Origin of the sequence: Sphingomonas sp., from assembly GCF_017745215.1 — a bacterium.
Lineage (GTDB): Bacteria > Pseudomonadota > Alphaproteobacteria > Sphingomonadales > Sphingomonadaceae > Sphingomonas.
Map to the genome: position 1 here is coordinate 19,667 of NZ_JAGHZV010000022.1, position 17,445 is coordinate 37,111.

The 17,445-nt window shown below is 68.6% G+C and carries 21 protein-coding genes; 16 read left to right on the plus strand and 5 right to left on the minus strand.

Annotated features, from left to right (window positions below; all coding sequences use genetic code 11):
* Positions 1-11: 11 nt before the first annotated feature.
* The gene (locus J7495_RS17885; RefSeq protein ID WP_294058243.1) at positions 12-755 is read left to right on the plus strand and encodes a cysteine hydrolase family protein; all 744 of its coding nucleotides are present in this window, start codon (positions 12-14) and stop codon (positions 753-755) included.
* A gap of 265 nt (positions 756-1,020) precedes the next feature.
* On the opposite strand, the gene J7495_RS17890 is transcribed toward J7495_RS17885, so the two are convergent.
* Positions 1,021-3,702 carry a winged helix-turn-helix domain-containing protein gene (locus J7495_RS17890; protein WP_294058245.1) on the minus strand — a complete coding sequence of 894 codons (2,682 nt, stop codon included), beginning with the start codon at positions 3,700-3,702 and terminating at the stop codon, positions 1,021-1,023.
* Positions 3,703-3,994: 292 nt separating this feature from the next.
* Between J7495_RS17890 and J7495_RS17895 the strand changes: the two genes are divergently transcribed.
* The 7 genes from J7495_RS17895 (at position 3,995) to J7495_RS17925 (ending at position 9,045) form a co-directional block, all read left to right on the plus strand.
* Positions 3,995-5,008, plus strand: coding sequence for a M28 family peptidase (locus J7495_RS17895; RefSeq protein ID WP_294058247.1), 1,014 nt, complete (start codon positions 3,995-3,997; stop codon positions 5,006-5,008).
* A gap of 92 nt (positions 5,009-5,100) precedes the next feature.
* Positions 5,101-5,238 (plus strand): hypothetical protein, encoded by a 138-nt coding sequence (locus tag J7495_RS17900; RefSeq protein WP_294058248.1) that lies wholly within the window; start codon positions 5,101-5,103, stop codon positions 5,236-5,238.
* 115 nt (positions 5,239-5,353) lie between these two features.
* Positions 5,354-5,482, plus strand: coding sequence for a hypothetical protein (locus J7495_RS17905; protein ID WP_294058249.1), 129 nt, complete (start codon positions 5,354-5,356; stop codon positions 5,480-5,482).
* Positions 5,483-5,628: 146 nt separating this feature from the next.
* A complete protein-coding gene (locus J7495_RS17910) occupies positions 5,629-6,453 on the plus strand; it encodes a hypothetical protein (protein ID WP_294058250.1) in 825 nt (274 codons plus the stop codon).
* Positions 6,453-7,520 (plus strand): nucleotidyltransferase family protein, encoded by a 1,068-nt coding sequence (locus J7495_RS17915; RefSeq protein ID WP_294058251.1) that lies wholly within the window; start codon positions 6,453-6,455, stop codon positions 7,518-7,520. The genes J7495_RS17910 and J7495_RS17915 overlap by 1 nt, the downstream gene beginning before the upstream one ends.
* Positions 7,517-8,209 (plus strand): sulfotransferase, encoded by a 693-nt coding sequence (locus J7495_RS17920; RefSeq protein WP_294058252.1) that lies wholly within the window; start codon positions 7,517-7,519, stop codon positions 8,207-8,209. Before J7495_RS17915 ends, J7495_RS17920 begins: the two co-directional genes overlap by 4 nt.
* Positions 8,210-8,214: 5 nt before the next feature.
* Positions 8,215-9,045, plus strand: coding sequence for a glycosyltransferase family 2 protein (locus J7495_RS17925; RefSeq protein WP_294058297.1), 831 nt, complete (start codon positions 8,215-8,217; stop codon positions 9,043-9,045).
* Here the strand turns inward: J7495_RS17925 and J7495_RS17930 are convergent.
* From J7495_RS17930 to J7495_RS17945, 4 genes are all read right to left on the minus strand, one after another.
* A complete protein-coding gene (locus J7495_RS17930; RefSeq protein ID WP_294058253.1) occupies positions 9,042-9,431 on the minus strand; it encodes a lasso peptide biosynthesis B2 protein in 390 nt (129 codons plus the stop codon). The genes J7495_RS17925 and J7495_RS17930 overlap by 4 nt on opposite strands.
* Positions 9,421-9,693 (minus strand): PqqD family protein, encoded by a 273-nt coding sequence (locus tag J7495_RS17935; RefSeq protein ID WP_294058255.1) that lies wholly within the window; start codon positions 9,691-9,693, stop codon positions 9,421-9,423. The genes J7495_RS17930 and J7495_RS17935 overlap by 11 nt, the downstream gene beginning before the upstream one ends.
* 2 nt (positions 9,694-9,695) lie before the next feature.
* Complete coding sequence (locus J7495_RS17940) at positions 9,696-10,571, minus strand: hypothetical protein (protein ID WP_294058257.1); 876 nt, start codon at positions 10,569-10,571, stop codon at positions 9,696-9,698.
* 105 nt (positions 10,572-10,676) lie between these two features.
* A complete protein-coding gene (locus J7495_RS17945; RefSeq protein WP_294058259.1) occupies positions 10,677-12,374 on the minus strand; it encodes an ATP-binding cassette domain-containing protein in 1,698 nt (565 codons plus the stop codon).
* A gap of 371 nt (positions 12,375-12,745) precedes the next feature.
* Here J7495_RS17945 and J7495_RS17950 point away from each other — a divergent pair, with 371 nt between their 5' ends.
* From J7495_RS17950 to fliE, 8 genes are read left to right on the plus strand one after another with little or no spacing between them, the layout of a single operon-like run.
* On the plus strand, positions 12,746-13,456 hold the full coding sequence (locus J7495_RS17950; RefSeq protein ID WP_294058298.1) for a flagellar hook-basal body protein: 711 nt from the start codon (positions 12,746-12,748) through the stop codon (positions 13,454-13,456).
* Entirely contained in the window at positions 13,453-14,226 is a 774-nt protein-coding gene (locus J7495_RS17955) for a flagellar hook-basal body protein (protein WP_294058261.1), read from the plus strand. The genes J7495_RS17950 and J7495_RS17955 overlap by 4 nt, the downstream gene beginning before the upstream one ends.
* A gap of 3 nt (positions 14,227-14,229) precedes the next feature.
* Positions 14,230-14,643: a flagella basal body P-ring formation protein FlgA gene (locus J7495_RS17960; protein WP_294058263.1), complete on the plus strand. Its 414-nt coding sequence runs from the start codon at positions 14,230-14,232 to the stop codon at positions 14,641-14,643.
* Entirely contained in the window at positions 14,640-15,215 is a 576-nt protein-coding gene (locus J7495_RS17965; protein ID WP_294058264.1) for a flagellar basal body L-ring protein FlgH, read from the plus strand. Before J7495_RS17960 ends, J7495_RS17965 begins: the two co-directional genes overlap by 4 nt.
* On the plus strand, positions 15,215-16,330 hold the full coding sequence (locus tag J7495_RS17970) for a flagellar basal body P-ring protein FlgI (RefSeq protein ID WP_294058265.1): 1,116 nt from the start codon (positions 15,215-15,217) through the stop codon (positions 16,328-16,330). Before J7495_RS17965 ends, J7495_RS17970 begins: the two co-directional genes overlap by 1 nt.
* Before the next feature lie 12 nt (positions 16,331-16,342).
* Complete coding sequence (locus J7495_RS17975) at positions 16,343-16,687, plus strand: hypothetical protein (protein ID WP_294058266.1); 345 nt, start codon at positions 16,343-16,345, stop codon at positions 16,685-16,687.
* A gap of 1 nt (position 16,688) precedes the next feature.
* On the plus strand, positions 16,689-17,117 hold the full coding sequence (gene flgC / locus J7495_RS17980; protein WP_294058267.1) for a flagellar basal body rod protein FlgC: 429 nt from the start codon (positions 16,689-16,691) through the stop codon (positions 17,115-17,117).
* Positions 17,114-17,440 (plus strand): flagellar hook-basal body complex protein FliE, encoded by a 327-nt coding sequence (fliE, locus tag J7495_RS17985; RefSeq protein WP_294058268.1) that lies wholly within the window; start codon positions 17,114-17,116, stop codon positions 17,438-17,440. Before flgC ends, fliE begins: the two co-directional genes overlap by 4 nt.
* Positions 17,441-17,445 lie beyond the last annotated feature (5 nt).

Below are 17,445 nucleotides of genomic sequence, written 5' to 3' on the forward strand. Positions count from 1 at the left end.
GCCGGGAGCCGATGACTATCCGAGGAGACAATGGCCCCCGGCGCAGCTTCGATGCAGACGGCGGCGAGGATGCGACGGGAGCCGCCTCGGAGCTGCTGATGACGCTGGAAAAGGAATATCTGCCGCCCCGCGAGCTCGCGCGGACCGCGGTGCTGCTGATCGATCCGTACAACGACCTGCTCGACAGCCAGGGAAAGGCATGGCCGGCGATTGCCGACGTCGCGGCGGATGTCGGCCTGCTCGCCAATCTGAAGGGGGTGGTGGAGGAAGCCCGCACCTCGGGGCTGTGCATCGTCTACCTGCCGAAGCGCAGTGTGCCTCGGAACGGGGCTTATCTCACGCCTTCGCAGCGTGCGGCGGCGGACGCCTCATGGTTCGTGCGCGGCAGCTGGGGCGCCGAGTGGTTTCCGGATCTCGCCCCGCGCGCGGGCGACATCATCGCCTCGGAGCGCGTGGCGGTCGGCGCGTTTGCGGGAACCGATCTCGGTCTCCAGCTCCGCGCGCTCGATATCGTGCGGCTCGTCGTAGTCGGCGGAATCGCGAACGAAGCGCTCGAGGCGACCGCGCGTGCGGCGGTCGACCAGGGTTTCCACGTCACGCTGGTCCGCGACGCGACCGCAGCGGCGAACTGGGACGCGATGCGTGCCACGCTGGAGGCCAATGCGCCCCATTGCGCGCACCAGGTGATCGGCACGCGGGAATTCTACGACGCGCTTGCCTGTGCCCGGCTGGCGCTGCGTTCCGTGGGGAGATGAGAATGAGGCCGGGTCGACGTCCGGCGCGCGACGGTTCGGCGCCCCTTTGGACGCATGGCTTGCAATGTAGGAACTCGCCTGCTCGGCTGGACATGTCCGGCCGCTCTTGAAGCTTGCAGGGATGGGGCCGGAATTGCCGCGACGGGTCGTGACTCTTGTGACTTTTCGAGCGCAGGTCCCGCCGCGACCAGGACCGCACGGAACGTGTATCCGGCCCTGGGGTCAGGGTCGACGTCCTGGCGACGAATCCAAGTGAGTTGGAATCCTAGGCCGCCTTGGTGATGCCGGGATCGGCGGCAGCGATCGCCGCCCGGATCTTCGCCGCCGGGCAGGTCGCGCCCTGTTCCTCAGCGAGCGCGAGCGCGCGGTGGAGGGCAGCGAGCGTTTCGCGACGGTGCGATTGGCCATGGACGCGCAGCTGCATCTCGGCGCGAATCCGCATCACTTCGGGCAGGATCCAAAGCTCGCCGGCATTCTCCGCGCGTTCGATCAGCGTATCGGCGAGCGCGAGCGCTTCGGGGACTGCTCCGGCACGCGCGAGCGCTTCGGCGAGCGAGGCGGCAGCCATCGTGCACACCGGCCCGAAGGCGCTGGCGCGCACCGAGGCGAGCGCGCGGTTCACGTCGGTCAGTCGCGGCGCGGGATCGTGCGCCACGGCCAGCCAGTCCTCGAACAGCTTTGCGACTTCCTGCCATGCCGGGATGCGCAGCGCGTCGACCGCCGCACGAAGGCGCGTGATGGCGATGCGCGCGTCCTTCGCGCGGCCGGTCAGGATCATGATCGGGCAGGTCGCGATCGCCAGGATATAGATGATGCTCAGCAGATGGCCGATCGCTTCGCCTTCCGACAGCGCTGTCTCCGCCGCCCGCAGCGCTTGTTCGGTATCGCCCTGAAGGTAAAGGATTCGCGCCCTATAGCAGAGACCTGCGATGCGTTGATCATATTGGAACGGAATGTTCTGGGTACTGCGTTCGGGCAGCGGGAAATAGCCGAGCACGCGGTCGAGATGGGTGAGGGCGGCGGCATGCTCGCCCGCGAAGTGCAGCGCGATCCCCATCAGCCGGTGCGCGGCGATCCGGCCTTCCACATCGCCCTCGGCCTCGGCGATCGCCTCGACACGTTCGGCATGGTAGCGGGCGGCGGCGAATTCGCCGGTCCAGACGTGCGCCGACCAGAGCGCCCATTCGCCGCGGATCCGCGCTGCCGGGTCACCCACCGCCTCGGCCAATGCGATCAGCGTCCGTGCGGCGTCCACCTGGACCTCGGTGCGCGCGATCCGCGAGACGAGGAGCGTGACGAGCGCGGAGCGCAGGTCGAGCTCCACTCGCCGCCGCGGCCCGTTGGCGACGAGCGCGATCGCGTGACCTAGCCGCCCCAGCGCCTCGCCGAACGCGCCCTGATCGAACCAATAGGGAACCGCAGAGAGCGTGAGCGCCAGCGACAGCTCCTCGCGCTCGGGATCGGCGAAGCACCAGTCGAGCGCCCGCGCGAGCTCGTCGTTGTTCACGCAATGCCAGACGGTGCGCTCCTCGAGCTCGCGCCGGAGCTGCTGGGCGAGCCGGCGCATCGCGCTCGAATAATGCGGCGACCGCTTGAGTTGCTCGAAGGAATAGAGGCGCACGAGCCGCGGCATGGCGAAAGTGGTGCCGGCTACCGATCGCGTGACGATCAGCAGCGACTTCGCAGCGAGGTTGGTGATGTGGTCGCACAGGTCGGGCAGGGGCGTCGCCACCACGGCGTGCGCAGCCTCGCGCGTGAAGGCACGCGTGAAGACGCTGAGCGAGAACATCAGCCCCCGTTCGACTTCGGAGAGGCGATCGAAGCCATATTCGATCGACGCCTCGATGCTCCGGTTCTGCGGGGAAGCGGTGCGGGGCCCCTGGATGCGCAGCGCGCCGGGCTGCTCGATGATCTCCGCGAGCCCTTCGATCCCACGCCGATCGACCTGCGACGCGGCGAGTTCGATCGCGAGCGGATTGCCCTCGAGCAGCCGGCAGATCCGGGCGATCGTCGCCAGATCCCCGGCCGCCGCGGCGGTGAAGCCGAGCGGTGCGCGCGCGAAGAACAGCTCGACCGCGCCGAAGCCCATCAGCTCGTCGGCGGGCAGGTCGTCGCGGCCCGGATAGGAGAGCGGGCCCAGGCGCAGCACCGTCTCGGCCTCGGCGCCCACAGGCTCGCGGCTGGTGAGGACGATTGCGGAGCGCGGTGCCCTGCGGAGCACCAGCGTGGCGACGTCGGCCGCCTCGTCGAGGCGCGCCTCGCATCCGTCGAGCACGAAAAGGTGCGCGGTCGACGGAAGCGCGCCCTGCAACGCGTGCCAGTCGCCGGCTTCGTGCCGCATGCCCAGCGCGGCGAGCAGCAACTCGGGCAGTCCGGCCAGTGCCGTGCTGCAATCGATGAACAGCGTGCCGCCGGGGAATTCGCCGGCCGCGCCCGCGGCGGCGGTCAGCGCGACACTCGTCTTGCCGATCCCGCCCGGGCCGGTGATCGTCACCTGGCGGCGATGGCGCAGCGCATCCGCGATCTCGGCGAGCGGCGCCTCACGGCCGACGATCGGCGTCAGCGGCCGCTGGACGGCCGGGGTCTGGGCAAGGTCGACCACCGGCGTGCGGGCGTCGCCCTCGACGAGGGGGTGAACCGGTGCGACGAACCGATAGCCGCGCCCGGCGACCGTCGCGATATAGCGCGCGCCGCCCTGACCGCAGCCCAGCACGCGCCGCAGCGCGGCGATCTGCGCGCGCAGGTTCACTTCCTCGACGATCCGGCCGGGCCAGACGCGCGCGAGCAGCTCTTCCTTGGCCTGGAGCTCCCCCGGCCGTTCGAGGAGCGCGTCGAGCACGTCAGCGATACGCCCGCTCAGCGGCACCGCTGCGCCATTTCGGAACAGCGCCTGCCGCGCCGGCGCATATTCGAAATCGCCGAACGCCAGCCGGTTCCCGCCGGACACGCCTGTCGATCCGTGCGCGGCGAGCGGCGCCACGGAACTCGCACCGGCTGCGAGCGGTTCGCTGCGAGATGGCCCTACATTTCGCATGTGCAGCATTGTGCACGCGCCCGCGCCGAGTGCAACCGTAAGTTATTACACTTTAGGGTAATAGGTAGAGCCGATCGGGTCAGCGAGTGCGGGTCCGCGGTGCTGGCGCGCGGCCGCGCCCCCCCCAAGGGTCGCGATCGAGTCCGGCCGTCGCGCGGTAGGCGCCGAGCCGTTCTTGCCCTATTCCTCGCGGCCGGACGCCGCGATGGAGGCCATGCCGATGCGATGGTTGATTGGGATCGCCGTGTTCGGCGGCATCCTTCTGGCGCTGATCTGGATGGCCGCGCGAGTGTGGCGCGCCTATCCGATCGGCTTCGGGGGGGCGCCGCCCCCGATCGCGCACGCCGATGCGGCGGCGAGGGCCGAAGCCGCGTGGAATGGCGAGCGAGCCTTGGCGGACATCGCCGCCCTGCTTCCGCATGCGCCTCGTTCCCCCGGCACGCCCGGCCAGGCCGCGACGATCGCCTACATCGAGCGGGAATTGGCTCGCATCGGCGGCTTCGAGCTCCATCGCCAGGCCTTTACGTGGGTCCGGGACGACGGGGTTCCGGTGCCGCTGGTCAATGTCGTGGCGCGATCGAATCCAGGTCGGCAGCGCCGGGTCCTGCTGGGCACGCACCATGATTCGCTGATCCGCGCCTACCGCGATCCCGTCGACCCGCAGGCGCCGATGCCCGGGGCGAGCAATTCAGCCTCCGGCGTCGCGGTGCTGCTCGAGACTGCACGCGTGCTCGGGGCGGCCGATAGGCCGCGGAGCATCGGCATCGATCTCGTCTTCTTCGATGGCGAGGAAGGCGCCTATGCGCTGGGCGGCGGCGAGACGCGGTGGCAGCCGCTCGGCTCGACTCGCTTCGTCGAACGACTGGGCGACTTCTACCGCGAGCCTCCCGCGGCCGTCGTGATCCTCGACCTCGTCTGCCGCGAGGGGCTGCGCCTCCAGCCCGAACCCAATTCGCTGAGAACGGGCCGCGCCGAACTCGTGCGGATGTGGCGGATCGGCGCGAACGTCGCACCCGCCACCTTCGCCTGGCGAGCGCGTTCGAGCGGAGTGGGCGACGACCACAAGCCTTTCTGGCAGGCAGGGATTCCGGCGATCCTGTTGATCGACGCTCGCCCGACGCCCTGGTTCAACACCACGCAGGACACGCTCGACAAATGTCGCGCCGAGAGCCTAGCCGCGGTGGGTCGCACCCTGACTCGCTATCTTTTCGCACACTGAAAAGGAGCGGGGCTGCGCGCCGCGGCGGTCACCGCAACAAAGATCGAACCTGCTGCGTTATGGAATCCCCTGCAAAGAATTGGAGCGTGTACATGGCCGAAAACCCCCGCCCCGAAGCCGATGCCGCCCGCGAAATCGAGACGTCGCGGGCCGACCGGGAATGGGTTACGCCTCAGGTCAGCAAGCTCGATCTCGAGACGGCGCAGCAGACCGGTATCCCGGGCGGCTGATCCGGCGCCGCCCATGTGCGGCGTGCTATAATTCGAAGCCATTTCGGCTCTGTCCGGGAACCGAGGCAACGCGGCCGCGTTGCATTTCGGGTCTCGGGCAAAGTGGAGCTGTGTCATGGCTGAGCCTTTGGTTCGCCCCGAAGTCGAGGATGGATCGAAGGGAGAACCGCATCGCGCGGACCCGGAATGGATCACGCCCGAAGTGATCCGGCTCGAGCTCGAAACCGCGCAGCAAACCATCTGAACTTCGGGTCGCCCTCCATGCGGGACGGGCGCGGGGTCGAGCTTTCCGGCGCATCTGGTCCCGGTGCCGCGGGAGGCGGGGGAGAGCGCTATGGAGGGAGCGGTCCGGGATTGCGGTTTCCGACAGGCGCTGTCGAGCCCTTCGCCGTGACGCCGGCCGGGCATCCTACGTTCATCCGTTTCTACCTGTGGCAGGGGCGCCGCTGGAAGACGCTCATCCATGCGCTGGACGGAGCCTATGCCGGCCTCTGGCTTGGGCTGCTCAGGCCTCGCCATTTCGAGGCGGTTGACGACCTCCATTATCGTTCCAACCCCAGCTACAACGGCGAGCGCCACAATTCGAGCGGCCTCATGGATTGGGAGGCGCTCGCGATCGACGCGTTCTTCCAGGGAGCGGGACGCCTGGCGGTCATCGGTGCGGGCGGCGGGCGCGAACTGCTGGCGCTGGAACGGCGCGGCCATGCAGTCGACGGTTTCGAGTGCAACCCCGCGCTCGTCGCCTTCGCCGAGGGTTTCCTGTCGCGGCACGGCGCCACCGGAACGGTGCGCGCGCTGGCGCGCGACGCGGCTCCGGCGCCGGCCGCCTATGAAGGGGCGATCATCGGATGGAGTGCCTATGCGCTGATCGTCGGGCGGACGCGCCGTATCGCTTTGCTGCACGGGCTTCGCGCGTCGCTCCCGCCGGATGCGCCCCTGCTGCTGTCCTTCTTCACCGAACGGGAGCCCGCCACGCGGCTGAAGACGGTTTATCGCGTGGCAAGGGCGATGCGCCGGCTGCTGCGGCGGCCGCCGCCCGAATTCGGCGACGACCTGATCCCCACGTTCGTGCATCGCTTCAGCCGCGACGAAATCGAGGCGGAGCTTCGCGATGCCGGTTTCCGGCTCGCGCGCTATGAGCCCCAGGGGCGCGGCAAATATGATTCCGGCTGGGCGGTGGCGCTGGCCGAACCTCTCTCGGCGGACGCCGGCTGATGTGGCGCAAGCTCGAGGCCTATGGCGCCGCTTTCGCGCCCTGGGTGTCGGGCACGACGCTGCCCGCGGACGAGACGATCGGCCGCGATCGGCTTGCGCCGCTGGTCGACGTCACCGAACGCTACGGCACCGGACCCGCGCTCGCATGGCTGCTGGGCGAAACCAGGCTCACCGCCGAAACCGCGGCCTATGCCCGGCTCACGCTGCTGTACGGGCGCGAAAGAGCCGCGCGGCGCCGCGACGACCTTCACGCGCTGGCGGCGGCGATGAACGCGGTCGGGGTGTCGCCGCTGCTGCTCAAGGGATCGGCGGCGCAGATCGGCGGCATCTATCCCGATCCCGGATTCCGTCTCATGGCGGATATCGACCTGCTGGTTCCGGAAGCGCAGTATCTCGCCTGTGAGGCAGCGGCGGCGCGGATCGGCTTCGACCGCGTGAAGCCGATCGAACACCATCATGCGAACCAGCAATATCACGAAGCCCGTTCGGCCCTGCTCGAGCTGCACCGTCGCGTCACGCGCTGGCACGGGCGCAGCAACCTGCCCGCCGCGATGCTGCTCGACAGCGCGACGCCGGCCGAGATCGACGGCGCCCGGATCCTGCTGCCCGACTGGACGCTGCACGCCGTCCTGGTGATCGCGCATTCCTTCGTCTGGGACGAATGCTGCGACAAGGCACATGTCCCGCTCAAGACGATGCTCGATCTCGCCGCGCTGCGAGTGGCGGGGGTGGTTTCGTGGCAGGGGGTTCGCGAGCGGCTGGAGGCCATGGGCGAGCGGCGGGCCCTGCTGCACGCCGAAGCGCTGTTCGCGCACCTGTTCGGCGTGCCGCTGACGGGCGCCCCGATCGGCTGGGCGAGACGCCGCGCCATCCTCCTCTGGTATCGCCTGGGAGCGGATCATCCGCTGGTCAACCGCTTGGGACTCGCGTCCTCCGCGATCAGGCGGCGCGGCCTGTTCGCGATCAGGGAGCCGGCGCGGCTGCGCAAGCTGCTGACGCCGGGCTTCTACCGGCGCCTCGCCGCGTCGATGCGCCGCGCCTTCGATCGCGACACGCCCCTCACATGACCGCGAGGGTGATCCTGTGCGGCGGCGGCTCGCGGTCCGGCAGCACCTGGCAATATAACGCCGTGCGGGCGATCCTGCGCGAGGCCGGCACACCCGCCTATGGCGCATGGATCGAGGACTATGATCCGGCGCGCCCCGAACCTGCGCATGTGGTCAAGCTGCACCGCTATCGCCTCGCGGCCCGTTTCCCGGATGCGCTGGCGGTCGGCTGCTACCGCGACCTGCGCGACGTCGTGAGGTCGCTCGATCGGATGGGCTGGCTCGGCAACGGGCGGGCCGCGACGCTGCGCCGCCTCGTCGATCGGATGTTGCCGCTCAACCGCTATCTCACGGTCCGGCGGTTCCTCGATGAATATGTCCGCAGCCACGCGGACTGGACTGGCCGGGCGATCCACATGATGCGCTATGAGGACATGGTGCGGTCGCCCGTCGACGAGGTCCACCACCTGGCCCGCGCGATCGGAGCGGCGATCGACGAGACGCAGGCGCAGCGGATCGCAGCGCAGCTGGCGGCGCTCCGGCCGCCCGAGGGGGGCGGCGCGGATCACGAGACGCAACTGCACCCCGGACATCTCGGCACGACGGCGGATCGCGGTGACCCGCGGCTGCGTCGCTTCGTCACGCGGCGCTATCGGGACTGGCTGGCGGCGCACGGCTATGCGGCGGAAGCCAGTCGAGCCGGGCCGTGACGCGGATGCGCTTCACGATCGTCACCATCGCCTACAACCAGCGCGAATTCGTCGAGCAGGCGCTGCGATCGGTGCTCGACCAGGACTATCCGGACATCGAATATATCGTGGTCGACCCCGGCTCCACCGACGGGACGCGGGAGATCATCGAACGCTATCGCGACCGCCTCGACCGGATTCTGTACCGCGCGGACGAAGGACCTGCCGAGGGCCTCAACAACGGCTTCGCTGCGGCGACCGGCGAGATCTTCGGCTTCCTCAATTCGGACGACCTGCTCCTGCCCGGCACCATCGCCAGGGTCGCGAAGGCGTTTGCGGACGGTCCCCGGGTCGATCTCGTGACGGGGCACATGTGGATCGTCGATGCCCAGGGCCGGCGAGTGCGGCGGTCCTTTTCGGATCGCTTCCATCCGCGCGCCTATGCCTATGGCTGCTGCACCATCTGCCAGCAGTCCACCTTCTTCCGCGCCGCGCTGTTCCGCCAGGCCGGCGGGTTCAACAGTGCCAATCGGATCGCGTGGGATAGCGAGCTGTTCCTCGACATGATGCAATATGCCCGCAGCCACCTCTTGCTCGACGAGATCCTCAGCGGCTTCCGCATCCATCGGGAATCCATCACCGGGTCGCAGCGCAACCGCGAGATCCGCCGGCGCTTCTTCCACGATCGTTTCCGGCGCGTGATGGGCCGGGACTGGCGACGCTCGGATCGCCTCGTCCGGCTCTTCTACTTCGCGCGCAAATATGCGCTGCAGCCGCGTTCGCTGCGCGAGCGGCTGCGGCACGGCTCGATCGTGACGGGAAGGCCGGTTCCGGGCGCTCTCGATCGCGACGCCTAGGGATTGTCCGGCGGGAAACTCGCCAGCAGCGCGAAGTCCGGCGCCTGGTCATATCCCACGACGGGCAGGCCCTCGACTTCGAGCCAGGCATGCGCCTGCATCTCGCCTTCCCACCGGCGCACGCCGTAGTGCAGCCTGGGCATCATGCCGCGCATCCGCAGCATCCAGGCCGCGGCGAAGGCGCGGCGGAGGCAACTGTTGGCGCCGCCCTTCGCGTTCCGGTTCACTGCCGCGGCGATCCGTGTCACCAATAGGGGGTCCGGCGGTCGTCCGGTGCCGCGTCCCAGCGTCCGCACGAGCCGTTTGAAACCCAGCAGCCGCAGCAGGGCATGCGCCGCGAACCGTCCCAGCGCCGCCTCGACAGCGAGGCCACGGTCAGCCGCCACGCCGCTCCACCACGCCCATGCCGACGAGCTGCGCCAGCAAAGCCTCGACTTCGCTCCGGCATCGATCTGGTTCGACTGCGGGGTAGCGCGCCGCGAGCTCGCGGACGAGCGCCTCGAGCGGCCGGGGCACCTCGAGCAGCGACCACAGTTCGGCCGCGGTCCGGTTGAAGGTGAGATAGGCGCCGCTCTTGAGATCCATCACCGCCAGCTCGTCGCCGAATTCGGCGGCGGGGATATCCGCCACGCGTACGAAATGATCCATCCCTATCTCCCGAAGGCGCCGACGAGCAGGTCCAGCCCCGCCGCGAAGGCCTCGTAGCGGCGAGGGCGCGTAAAGCGATAAACCGGGATGTCCCGGGCCATCCGGGTCACGAGCGCGAAGGCGGGGCCGCGCTGGGCGCGTGGGAAGCTCGGCAGCCCCATCCGCAGCCGGATTCCCGCGACCAGCGCCGTGAAAGGCGCCACGCCCTCCAGCCGTTCCAGCCTCGGAGGGCCATCGGCGAAATCGAGCTCGACGATCGCGAGCATCGGCGCATCGTCGATCGGGGACTGTTCGCGGACGAAGGCGAATTTGTCGCGCGCCGGCTGGTGGCCGAACGAATCGTCATGGTCCCAGCCGAGCGCTTCGGCGGCATCGCGCAGCAGGCGGATCTCGGGCGCGCCGCGGCCGGTGAGATACGTGCCGCGCTCGGGCCGGATGAGGCAGAGATCGTCGGCGAACAACGGATAGTCCCGCTGCACAAGGCCGGCGGTAAGCGTCGTCTTGCCCGCGCCGGATCGTCCGGTGAAGGCGACCATCCCTGCCGGGAACAGGACGCCGGATCCGTGCAGCGGGAACATACCGCGCTGATATCCTGCGACGCCTGCCGCATTCGTCACGGCGCTGTACCAGAACTGCTCCTCGCTCAGCGCCGGCCCACCCTCGAACAGCGCTTCGCGGCCGTCTTCGACGAGCACCGCCCATTGCTTCGGCTGGCGGAAGAGATAGGAGCGGGCCGTCGCCTGGAAATATTCGTCCTGCACCTCGGGACGATCGAGCGCGAGCGGAACCGCCCCGAATGCGAGCGAAATCGGTTCGTCGCGGCCCGGCGAAGGCAGCGGCGACAGCCTGGGTGCCGGGCGGTCCACCGCGAGCGTCACGCCATGAGCGCGATACAGATATCGAGCGATCGAGGGCTCCGGCCGTTCCGAGCTGGCTGCGATCCCATCCACGTGACGGTGGTTACAGGCGAAGACGCCACCAAGTCAAAAGCTTGCGTGCGCCCTGCCGTCGGCCATCCGGACGATGAGATCGCAGTTTCGAAGCGACGAGCGCCGGTGCGAGACGAGGATCAGCGTCATGCTCTCGCGATCGAGCGCCGCGAGCAGCGCCGCCTCCATGTCTTCCGCGAGCGCGCTGGTCGCCTCGTCGAGGATGAGGATATCGGCCCGTTTGTAGAGCGCGCGCGCGATGCCGATACGTTGGCGCTCACCGCCCGAAAGCCGCGCGCCACCCTCGCCGACCCGGGTCTCGTAGCCATGGGGGAGCCGGGCGATGAAGCCGGCGGCCTGCGCCGCTTCCGCAGCGGCCGCGATGCGATCGAAGTCGATTGCCTCGGGCGGGAGGCCGAAGGCGATGTTGTTCGCGATGCTGCCGTCGGAGAGATAGACGGCCTGCGGCACGTGCGCGACCTGCGCCTGCCAGCGCCGGCGCAGTGCCTCGTCCATCGGGGTGCCGCCGATGGAGATTGTGCCCGAGGTGGGCGTCAGCAGGCCCATGAGGATATCGACCAGCGTGCTCTTCCCACTGCCGCTCTCGCCGGCGATCCCCACACGCGCGCCTCGTGGAATGCGCAGGTCGATGCCGCGCAATACCGGGGAGGCGCCGCCGAAGCCGAACGATACGTCGCTCAGGACGATATCGCCCCATGGCACCGCGCCGCCTTCGGGCATGTCGGCGTCGGGGCTGGTCGGCAGGTTCATGAAGGCGATCACATCCGCGACGGAATGGACGTTGCCGGCGGCCATCGCCCATCCCGCGTAGACTTGCTGCAGCAAGGGGATCAGCCGCTGCGCCCCGACCGCGAGCGCGCCGAGCGCCGGCAGCGCGCCTACCAGGCCACCGGGTCGTCCCGTCGCGAGCAGCGCGGCGCCGACCAGCGCGACGACGGCCGCCGACTCGATGAAGGCGCGGGGCCCCGCTGCGACGAGCATGTTGACCGATTGCGCCCAGCGCAGCCGCGAGTCGATCTCGCGAAAGTCGCGCTCGAACACGGGCTGGGACCGGTCGATCAGGATGTCGCGGATATTGCCGAGCGCCTGCTGGACGACGTTCATCTTGGCGGTGGCCATGGTGGCGACCGTGCGCGAATTCTCGTCGAGCATGCGCCGCGTCGCGAAATGCGCGGCCAGGAAGATGCCGCCGATCGCGCTTGCGACGATCGACGCCACCACCGGATCGATCGCCAGCAGCATGACGATGATCGCGACGCTGACGACCGCGGCAGTCACGGCCTGCATCGCGGGGAGAAGCACGTAGAAGAGCAGGCCGCGCACCTTCTCGAAGCCCGCGAGGATCTCGCCGCTGCTGCGAGTCTTATAGGCCTCGTAAGGCTGGCGGAGCAGGCGCGCGAAGATCCGCTCGGAAATGTCCTCGCCCACGCCCACGACGAAGCGGTGGGTCAGCCACACCAGGACCAGTCGAGTCGCGACCGAGAGCAGCGCGAAGAGGATCAGCAGCGCGGACGCGAGCAGCAGCGGATTCGCACCCCCGGCCGCCCGGACGAAACTCGTCAGGTGAGAGGCCCCGGTGCCCGGCCTCGCCGCGAGAGCGACGACCGGAAGAACCGCGCCGATCTTGGCGACTTCGGCGACGGTCGCCAGGAGAAGCGCCGAGAGCAGCATGAGGATCTGACGCTGACGGCGCGCGCTCAAGGTCTTCAGCAGCGAAAGAATGGCGCCCATCCGTTTCTTCTAAGCGAGCGAGCGCCCCCCGATGCAACCGCGGATTTGCCGGGCGGCCGGATTGTCCTGGCGCCAGTCGCGCGAAGCAGCGCCGGACTGACGTCGCAAGACTGCAAGGTCAGGCGGTAAATAGCTCGAAAATGGACTTAATCGCGCTTGCTCAGCTTCCGGCAAAAATGCCTGGATCCAGATTAATCGCTTGACCGTAACGGCGGCAGCCGTTCCGCGCATGAGTCGTAGCATTATCGCGATCGGATTCAATAAATTACGGAAAACGTGAAGATGTAATTTTAGATGTGGATATCCTGATTCTGCGTCTTGACGACTCTGCTGAATATCTGTCTCTTTTTGGAGGCAGTTCAGGGGGGTATATGTCGGGGCTTATAGAGTCCGCGACAGCGATTTTGTGTTCTTCTGAAAAGCGGCTAGAGATCAACGCGCACAATGTCGCGAATATCTCGACACCGGGTTTCAAGCGCCAGATCAGCTTCGCGCATTTGATTAATTCATCGACCGGATCGGATCATTACGATCCGAGTATATCTGTTGTGCGTAACTTTGATCAAGGATCGATCAAGCCGACAAACAATCCATTTGACTTGGCAATAAGCGGACCTGGACTGTTCCAGATCCGCGCGCCGCAGGGCATGATCTATTCGCGCCAGGGTCAGTTCCGACTCTCGGCGGATGGAACGCTGGTCACCCCGCAAGGCTATGTGCTGCAGCAGGCGGGCGGGGGCGATCTCGTGGTCGACCATCCCGACGCATCGGTGCTCGACGACGGTACGGTGCTCGACCAGGGAGCACCGGTCGGGCGGCTCGCGGTCTATGCGCCCGCCGACCCCTCGCAGCTGGTCGCGGTGGGCGAATCCTTCTTCGCTTCGCCTGAAGGTGCGATGCACGAAGTGAGCGGCGCCGTGTTCCGCCAGGGTGCGGTCGAGAATTCCAACGTCTCGCTCGGCGACGAGATGGTCGCGGTCACGGCCGCGGTCCGCCAGTCGGAGACCGGCGCGCGGCTCGTGCAGATCTACGACGACCTGATCGGCCGGGCGATCACGAACTTCGGGCAGGGCGGGCGATGAGCGACGCATTTTCGATCGGCGCGGTCGGGCTCGGCACGCAGCAGCGCGCGCTCGACGGGATCGCGGCGAACATCACCAATGTGAACACGCCGGCGTTCAAGCGCTCGCAGATCCGCTTCGCGGACGTCGTCGCGAGTCGCGTCGATCCCGACGCGCCAGTGACGGCGAGCTCCGAGACGGCGGCGATGGCCGGGGTGCGGCTCGACAGCGAGTTCATGCTCAACCAGGCCGGCGAGATCGACCGGACCGGCAACGCGATGGACCTGGCCATCGAGGGCAACGGCTTCATCGAGCTGATGGGTCCGGGAGGACAGACGCTGTTGTGGCGCGGCGGCGCGCTCAAGCTCGACGAGGACGGTATGCTCGCCGCCTCCGCCTCGGGGCTTGCGTTGCGCGCCTCGGTCACCGTGCCGGCCGACGCCAGCAAGCTCGAGATCGCCGCCGACGGCACGGTGCGCGCGACGATGCCGGACCAGGCGGAGCCGGTGGAGCTTGGGCAGCTCCAGCTCGTGCAGCTCGACGACCCCGCGCAGATCGAGCGGCTGGATGGCGGCCTCTATCGAGTCCTCGACGGCTCGCCCGTGCGCGAGACCACGGCGGGCGAGGACGGCGCCGGGCAATTCGTGCAGGGTGGGATCGAGCGGTCGAACGTCGCGCTGACCGACGAGATGGTGCAGCTGATGCTCGTCCAGCGCGCTTATGCCGCCAATGCCCAGATCGTCCAGGCCGCCGATCAGATGATGGCGATCGCCAATGGCTTGAGGCGCTGAGCGATGGCCGTCGCCCATCTGCTTTCGACGCTCGTGATGGGGCTGGCGCCGGTGCCCGGCTGCTTCATCGCGGCGCACGATGTCGCCGAGGGCGAGACGCTTTCGGGCGAAGCGCTCGTGCCCGCCGCGTGCCGGAAGGCGGAGGGGCGAGCGCCGGTTCGCTACGATCGCGGCAGTGCGGCGGCCGTCGCGACGAGGGCGCTGCGGCAGGGCGACTATCTCGGCCGCGTCGCGTTGCCGGTGGAGGGCGGCGTGCGGAAGGGCGAGGCGCTGACGTTGCGCTCGAGCGCGGGGCCGGTGACGATCGAGCGGCAGGTGGTCGCGCTCCAGGCCGGTCGGCCGGGCGGGCGGCTCTTCGTGCGTGACGGTTCGGGCCAGGTGTTTGCGGTGCGCTATGTCGTGGAGGGGCGCCAGTGACCGGGCTCAAGCTCTCGGCGCTTGCGCTCGCGATGGCGGCGGCGACCCCCGCCGCCGCGCAGGATTTGTACAGCGGCGGCAACTGGGCGGCGATGGCTTCGGACCGGCGCGCGGCGGCGGTGGGAGACACGATCACCGTCGTCGTATCGCAGGTCTCCGAATCCTCGAACGCGACTCAGAACAGCGCGCGTAAGACGACCGATCTTTCGGGCAGCATCCGCGGCGGATCGCTCAACGAGTCGGGCGATCTCGGCTTCGGCGGCGGCTTCACCGGACGCGGCGAAGTGCGCCGCAGCGAGCGGCTGGTCGCGCAGCTCAGCGTGCGGATCGAGGAAGTGCTGCCCAACGGCGACTTCCGCATCCTCGGCACCCAGCAGCTCCATGTGAACGGCGAGGACACGACCATCGCCGTGCGCGGGCGCATCCGCCCCGCGGACATCGGCGCGGACAACAGCATCCTCTCGAGCCGGATCGCCGATGCGGAAATCGACTACAACGGCAAGGGTTTCGTGTCGCGCAGCGCCAAGCCGGGGCTGATCAGCCGCATCTTCAACCTGTTCGGGCTGCTCTGATGCGCCTGTTCGCCCGTCTTGTCGCCGTTGCGCTCCTCCTCGCGCTGCCGATGCCTGCGCTGGCGCAGCAAGTGCCGCTCAAGGGGCTGGGGCGGTTTGCCGGCTGGCGGCAGAACGCGCTGATCGGCTATGGCATCGTCACCGGCCTCGCCGGCTCCGGCGATACACGGCGGAGCGCGGTCACGCGCCAGGCGCTGCGCAACGTGCTGAGCCGGCTGGGAACCTCGGTCACCGAGGACGAGATCAGCAGCCGCAATGTCGCCGTGGTGATGGTGACCGCCGTGCTTTCGCCCTCGGCGAATGTCGGCGATCGGATGGATGCCACGGTCTCTTCGATCGGCGACGCGCGCAGCCTTGCCGGCGGCACCTTGATCATGACGCCGCTGATGGGCCCCGACCAGCGCACCTATGCGGTGGCGCAGGGGCCGTTGCTGACCGGCGGCTATCGCTTCGACGCCGATCTGAACCAGCAGCAGCGCAACTATCCGACCACCGCGGTCCTCCAGGGCGGCGCGACGGTGGAGCTGGGCGTCGAGTCGCCGCTGCTTCAGACCAACGGGGAGCTTTCTTTCCTGTTGAGCGAGCCTAGCTTCTCGACTGCCGAGCGGATCGCCGAACGGATCGGGGAACGGCTGGGCTATGGCGCCGCCTGGGCCAGGAGCGCGGACGAGGTCCGGATTCGCTTCCATGGCTCGCCCGAGCAAGTGACGGCCTTCGTCGCCACGCTCGAGAACCTGACCGTCGAGCCCGATGCCGCGACGCGCATCGTGATCAACGAGCGCACCGGGACGGTGGTCGCCGGTGGCGGCGTGACGATCTCGAGCGTCGTGATCTCGCAAGGCGACATCAAGGTGACGGTCACCGCAGAGCGGACGGCTTCGCAGCCGAGCTTTTATTCGGGGTTCGCGAGCGATGTGGGGAGCCTGGTCGTCACCAACACCAAGCTCGACGTCGAACAGGGCGTCGGCGACCGGACCTTCAAGTTCCCGAGCACCTCGGTCGGCGATCTCGTCCAGGCGCTCGCACGCGCGCATGTCGACACGCGGCGGATCATCTCGATCCTCCAGGCCATCAAGGCGGCGGGCGCGCTCCACGCAGACATCCTCGTTCAATAAGGCGACAAGCGAATGCCCAGCATTTCGGCAATCTTGATCGGCAAGGCGCTCGACGGGCTCGACGCGCGCCAGGCCGCGACGGCGCAGAACATCGCCAATGCCAACTCCAGGACCTATCGGCCGGTGCGAGTCCGCTTCGAGGAGAGCCTCCGCGCGGCCGCGGCGCAGGGACCCGGCGCGGTCGCCGCGGTGAAGCCGGAGACCGAATTCGCGCCGCAGCCCAAATTCGCCACCGAGATGCGCCTCGACCTCGAGATCGCGACCGCCTCGCAGACCGCGATGCGCTACGGCGCGCTGCTCTCGGTGCTCGAAGGACGCGGCTCGCTGATGCGCGCCGTGATCGACGGAGGACGCTGATATGGACGCGATCGAGATCAGCCGCACCGGGCTCGACGTCGAGTGGCAGCGCCTTCAGGTGATCGCCCAGAACCTGGCCAACATCAACACGAGCCGGACGGCGTCGGGTGGCATGTTCCAGCCGATGCGGCTCGTCTCGGGACCGTCCGCGGACTTCTCGGCGATGCTGCGCGCGGGCAAGCTTCCCTCCCGGCCCGAGGGGGTCGAGGTGTTGGGGCTCGAGCCGATCGCGGCGGGCACGCGGCGCGTCTACGAGCCGGGCCATCCCGATGCCGATGGCGACGGCTTCGTGACGTATCCCGACATCGATCACGCCGCGGAGATGACGCTCCTGATCCAGACCTCGCGGGTCTATGAGGCCAACCTCACGGCGATGTCGATCGCGCAGCAGATGTACACGCGCGCCGCCGAGCTGGGACGCGGCTCGTGACCGGTATCGAAGCGATCGCGGCGGTGGGCGCCGGCCAGTCCGATCCGGTGGCGATGCAGATCGGCCAGGCGACGCAGCCGATCGCGTCGCCCTCGGTGGGCGGCGCGGACTTCGCGCAGGTGCTGATGAACGGCCTGCACGGCGTCGACGCCAAGGTCGCGGCGGCGGACAAGCTCGTCCAGCAGTTCGCGCTCGACGATTCGGTGCCTGTCCACCAGGTGACGATGGCGCTCGCCGAGGCGCGAGTCTCGGTCGAGCTGGCGATGCAGGTCCGCGGCAGGCTGGTCGAGGCCTATCGCGATATCATGAACATGCAGCTGTGATGCGC

Coding starts and splice junctions, on each gene's coding strand:
- J7495_RS17885 (WP_294058243.1), top strand. CDS start 12: ATGACTATCCGAGGAGACAATGGCCCCCGGCGCAGCTTCGATGCAGAC.
- J7495_RS17895 (WP_294058247.1), top strand. CDS start 3,995: ATGGAGGCCATGCCGATGCGATGGTTGATTGGGATCGCCGTGTTCGGC.
- J7495_RS17900 (WP_294058248.1), top strand. CDS start 5,101: ATGGCCGAAAACCCCCGCCCCGAAGCCGATGCCGCCCGCGAAATCGAG.
- J7495_RS17905 (WP_294058249.1), top strand. CDS start 5,354: ATGGCTGAGCCTTTGGTTCGCCCCGAAGTCGAGGATGGATCGAAGGGA.
- J7495_RS17915 (WP_294058251.1), top strand. CDS start 6,453: ATGTGGCGCAAGCTCGAGGCCTATGGCGCCGCTTTCGCGCCCTGGGTG.
- J7495_RS17920 (WP_294058252.1), top strand. CDS start 7,517: ATGACCGCGAGGGTGATCCTGTGCGGCGGCGGCTCGCGGTCCGGCAGC.
- J7495_RS17925 (WP_294058297.1), top strand. CDS start 8,215: ATGCGCTTCACGATCGTCACCATCGCCTACAACCAGCGCGAATTCGTC.
- J7495_RS17935 (WP_294058255.1), bottom strand. CDS start 9,693: ATGGATCATTTCGTACGCGTGGCGGATATCCCCGCCGCCGAATTCGGC.
- J7495_RS17945 (WP_294058259.1), bottom strand. CDS start 12,374: ATGGGCGCCATTCTTTCGCTGCTGAAGACCTTGAGCGCGCGCCGTCAG.
- J7495_RS17950 (WP_294058298.1), top strand. CDS start 12,746: ATGTCGGGGCTTATAGAGTCCGCGACAGCGATTTTGTGTTCTTCTGAA.
- J7495_RS17955 (WP_294058261.1), top strand. CDS start 13,453: ATGAGCGACGCATTTTCGATCGGCGCGGTCGGGCTCGGCACGCAGCAG.
- J7495_RS17960 (WP_294058263.1), top strand. CDS start 14,230: ATGGCCGTCGCCCATCTGCTTTCGACGCTCGTGATGGGGCTGGCGCCG.
- J7495_RS17970 (WP_294058265.1), top strand. CDS start 15,215: ATGCGCCTGTTCGCCCGTCTTGTCGCCGTTGCGCTCCTCCTCGCGCTG.
- J7495_RS17975 (WP_294058266.1), top strand. CDS start 16,343: ATGCCCAGCATTTCGGCAATCTTGATCGGCAAGGCGCTCGACGGGCTC.
- flgC (WP_294058267.1), top strand. CDS start 16,689: ATGGACGCGATCGAGATCAGCCGCACCGGGCTCGACGTCGAGTGGCAG.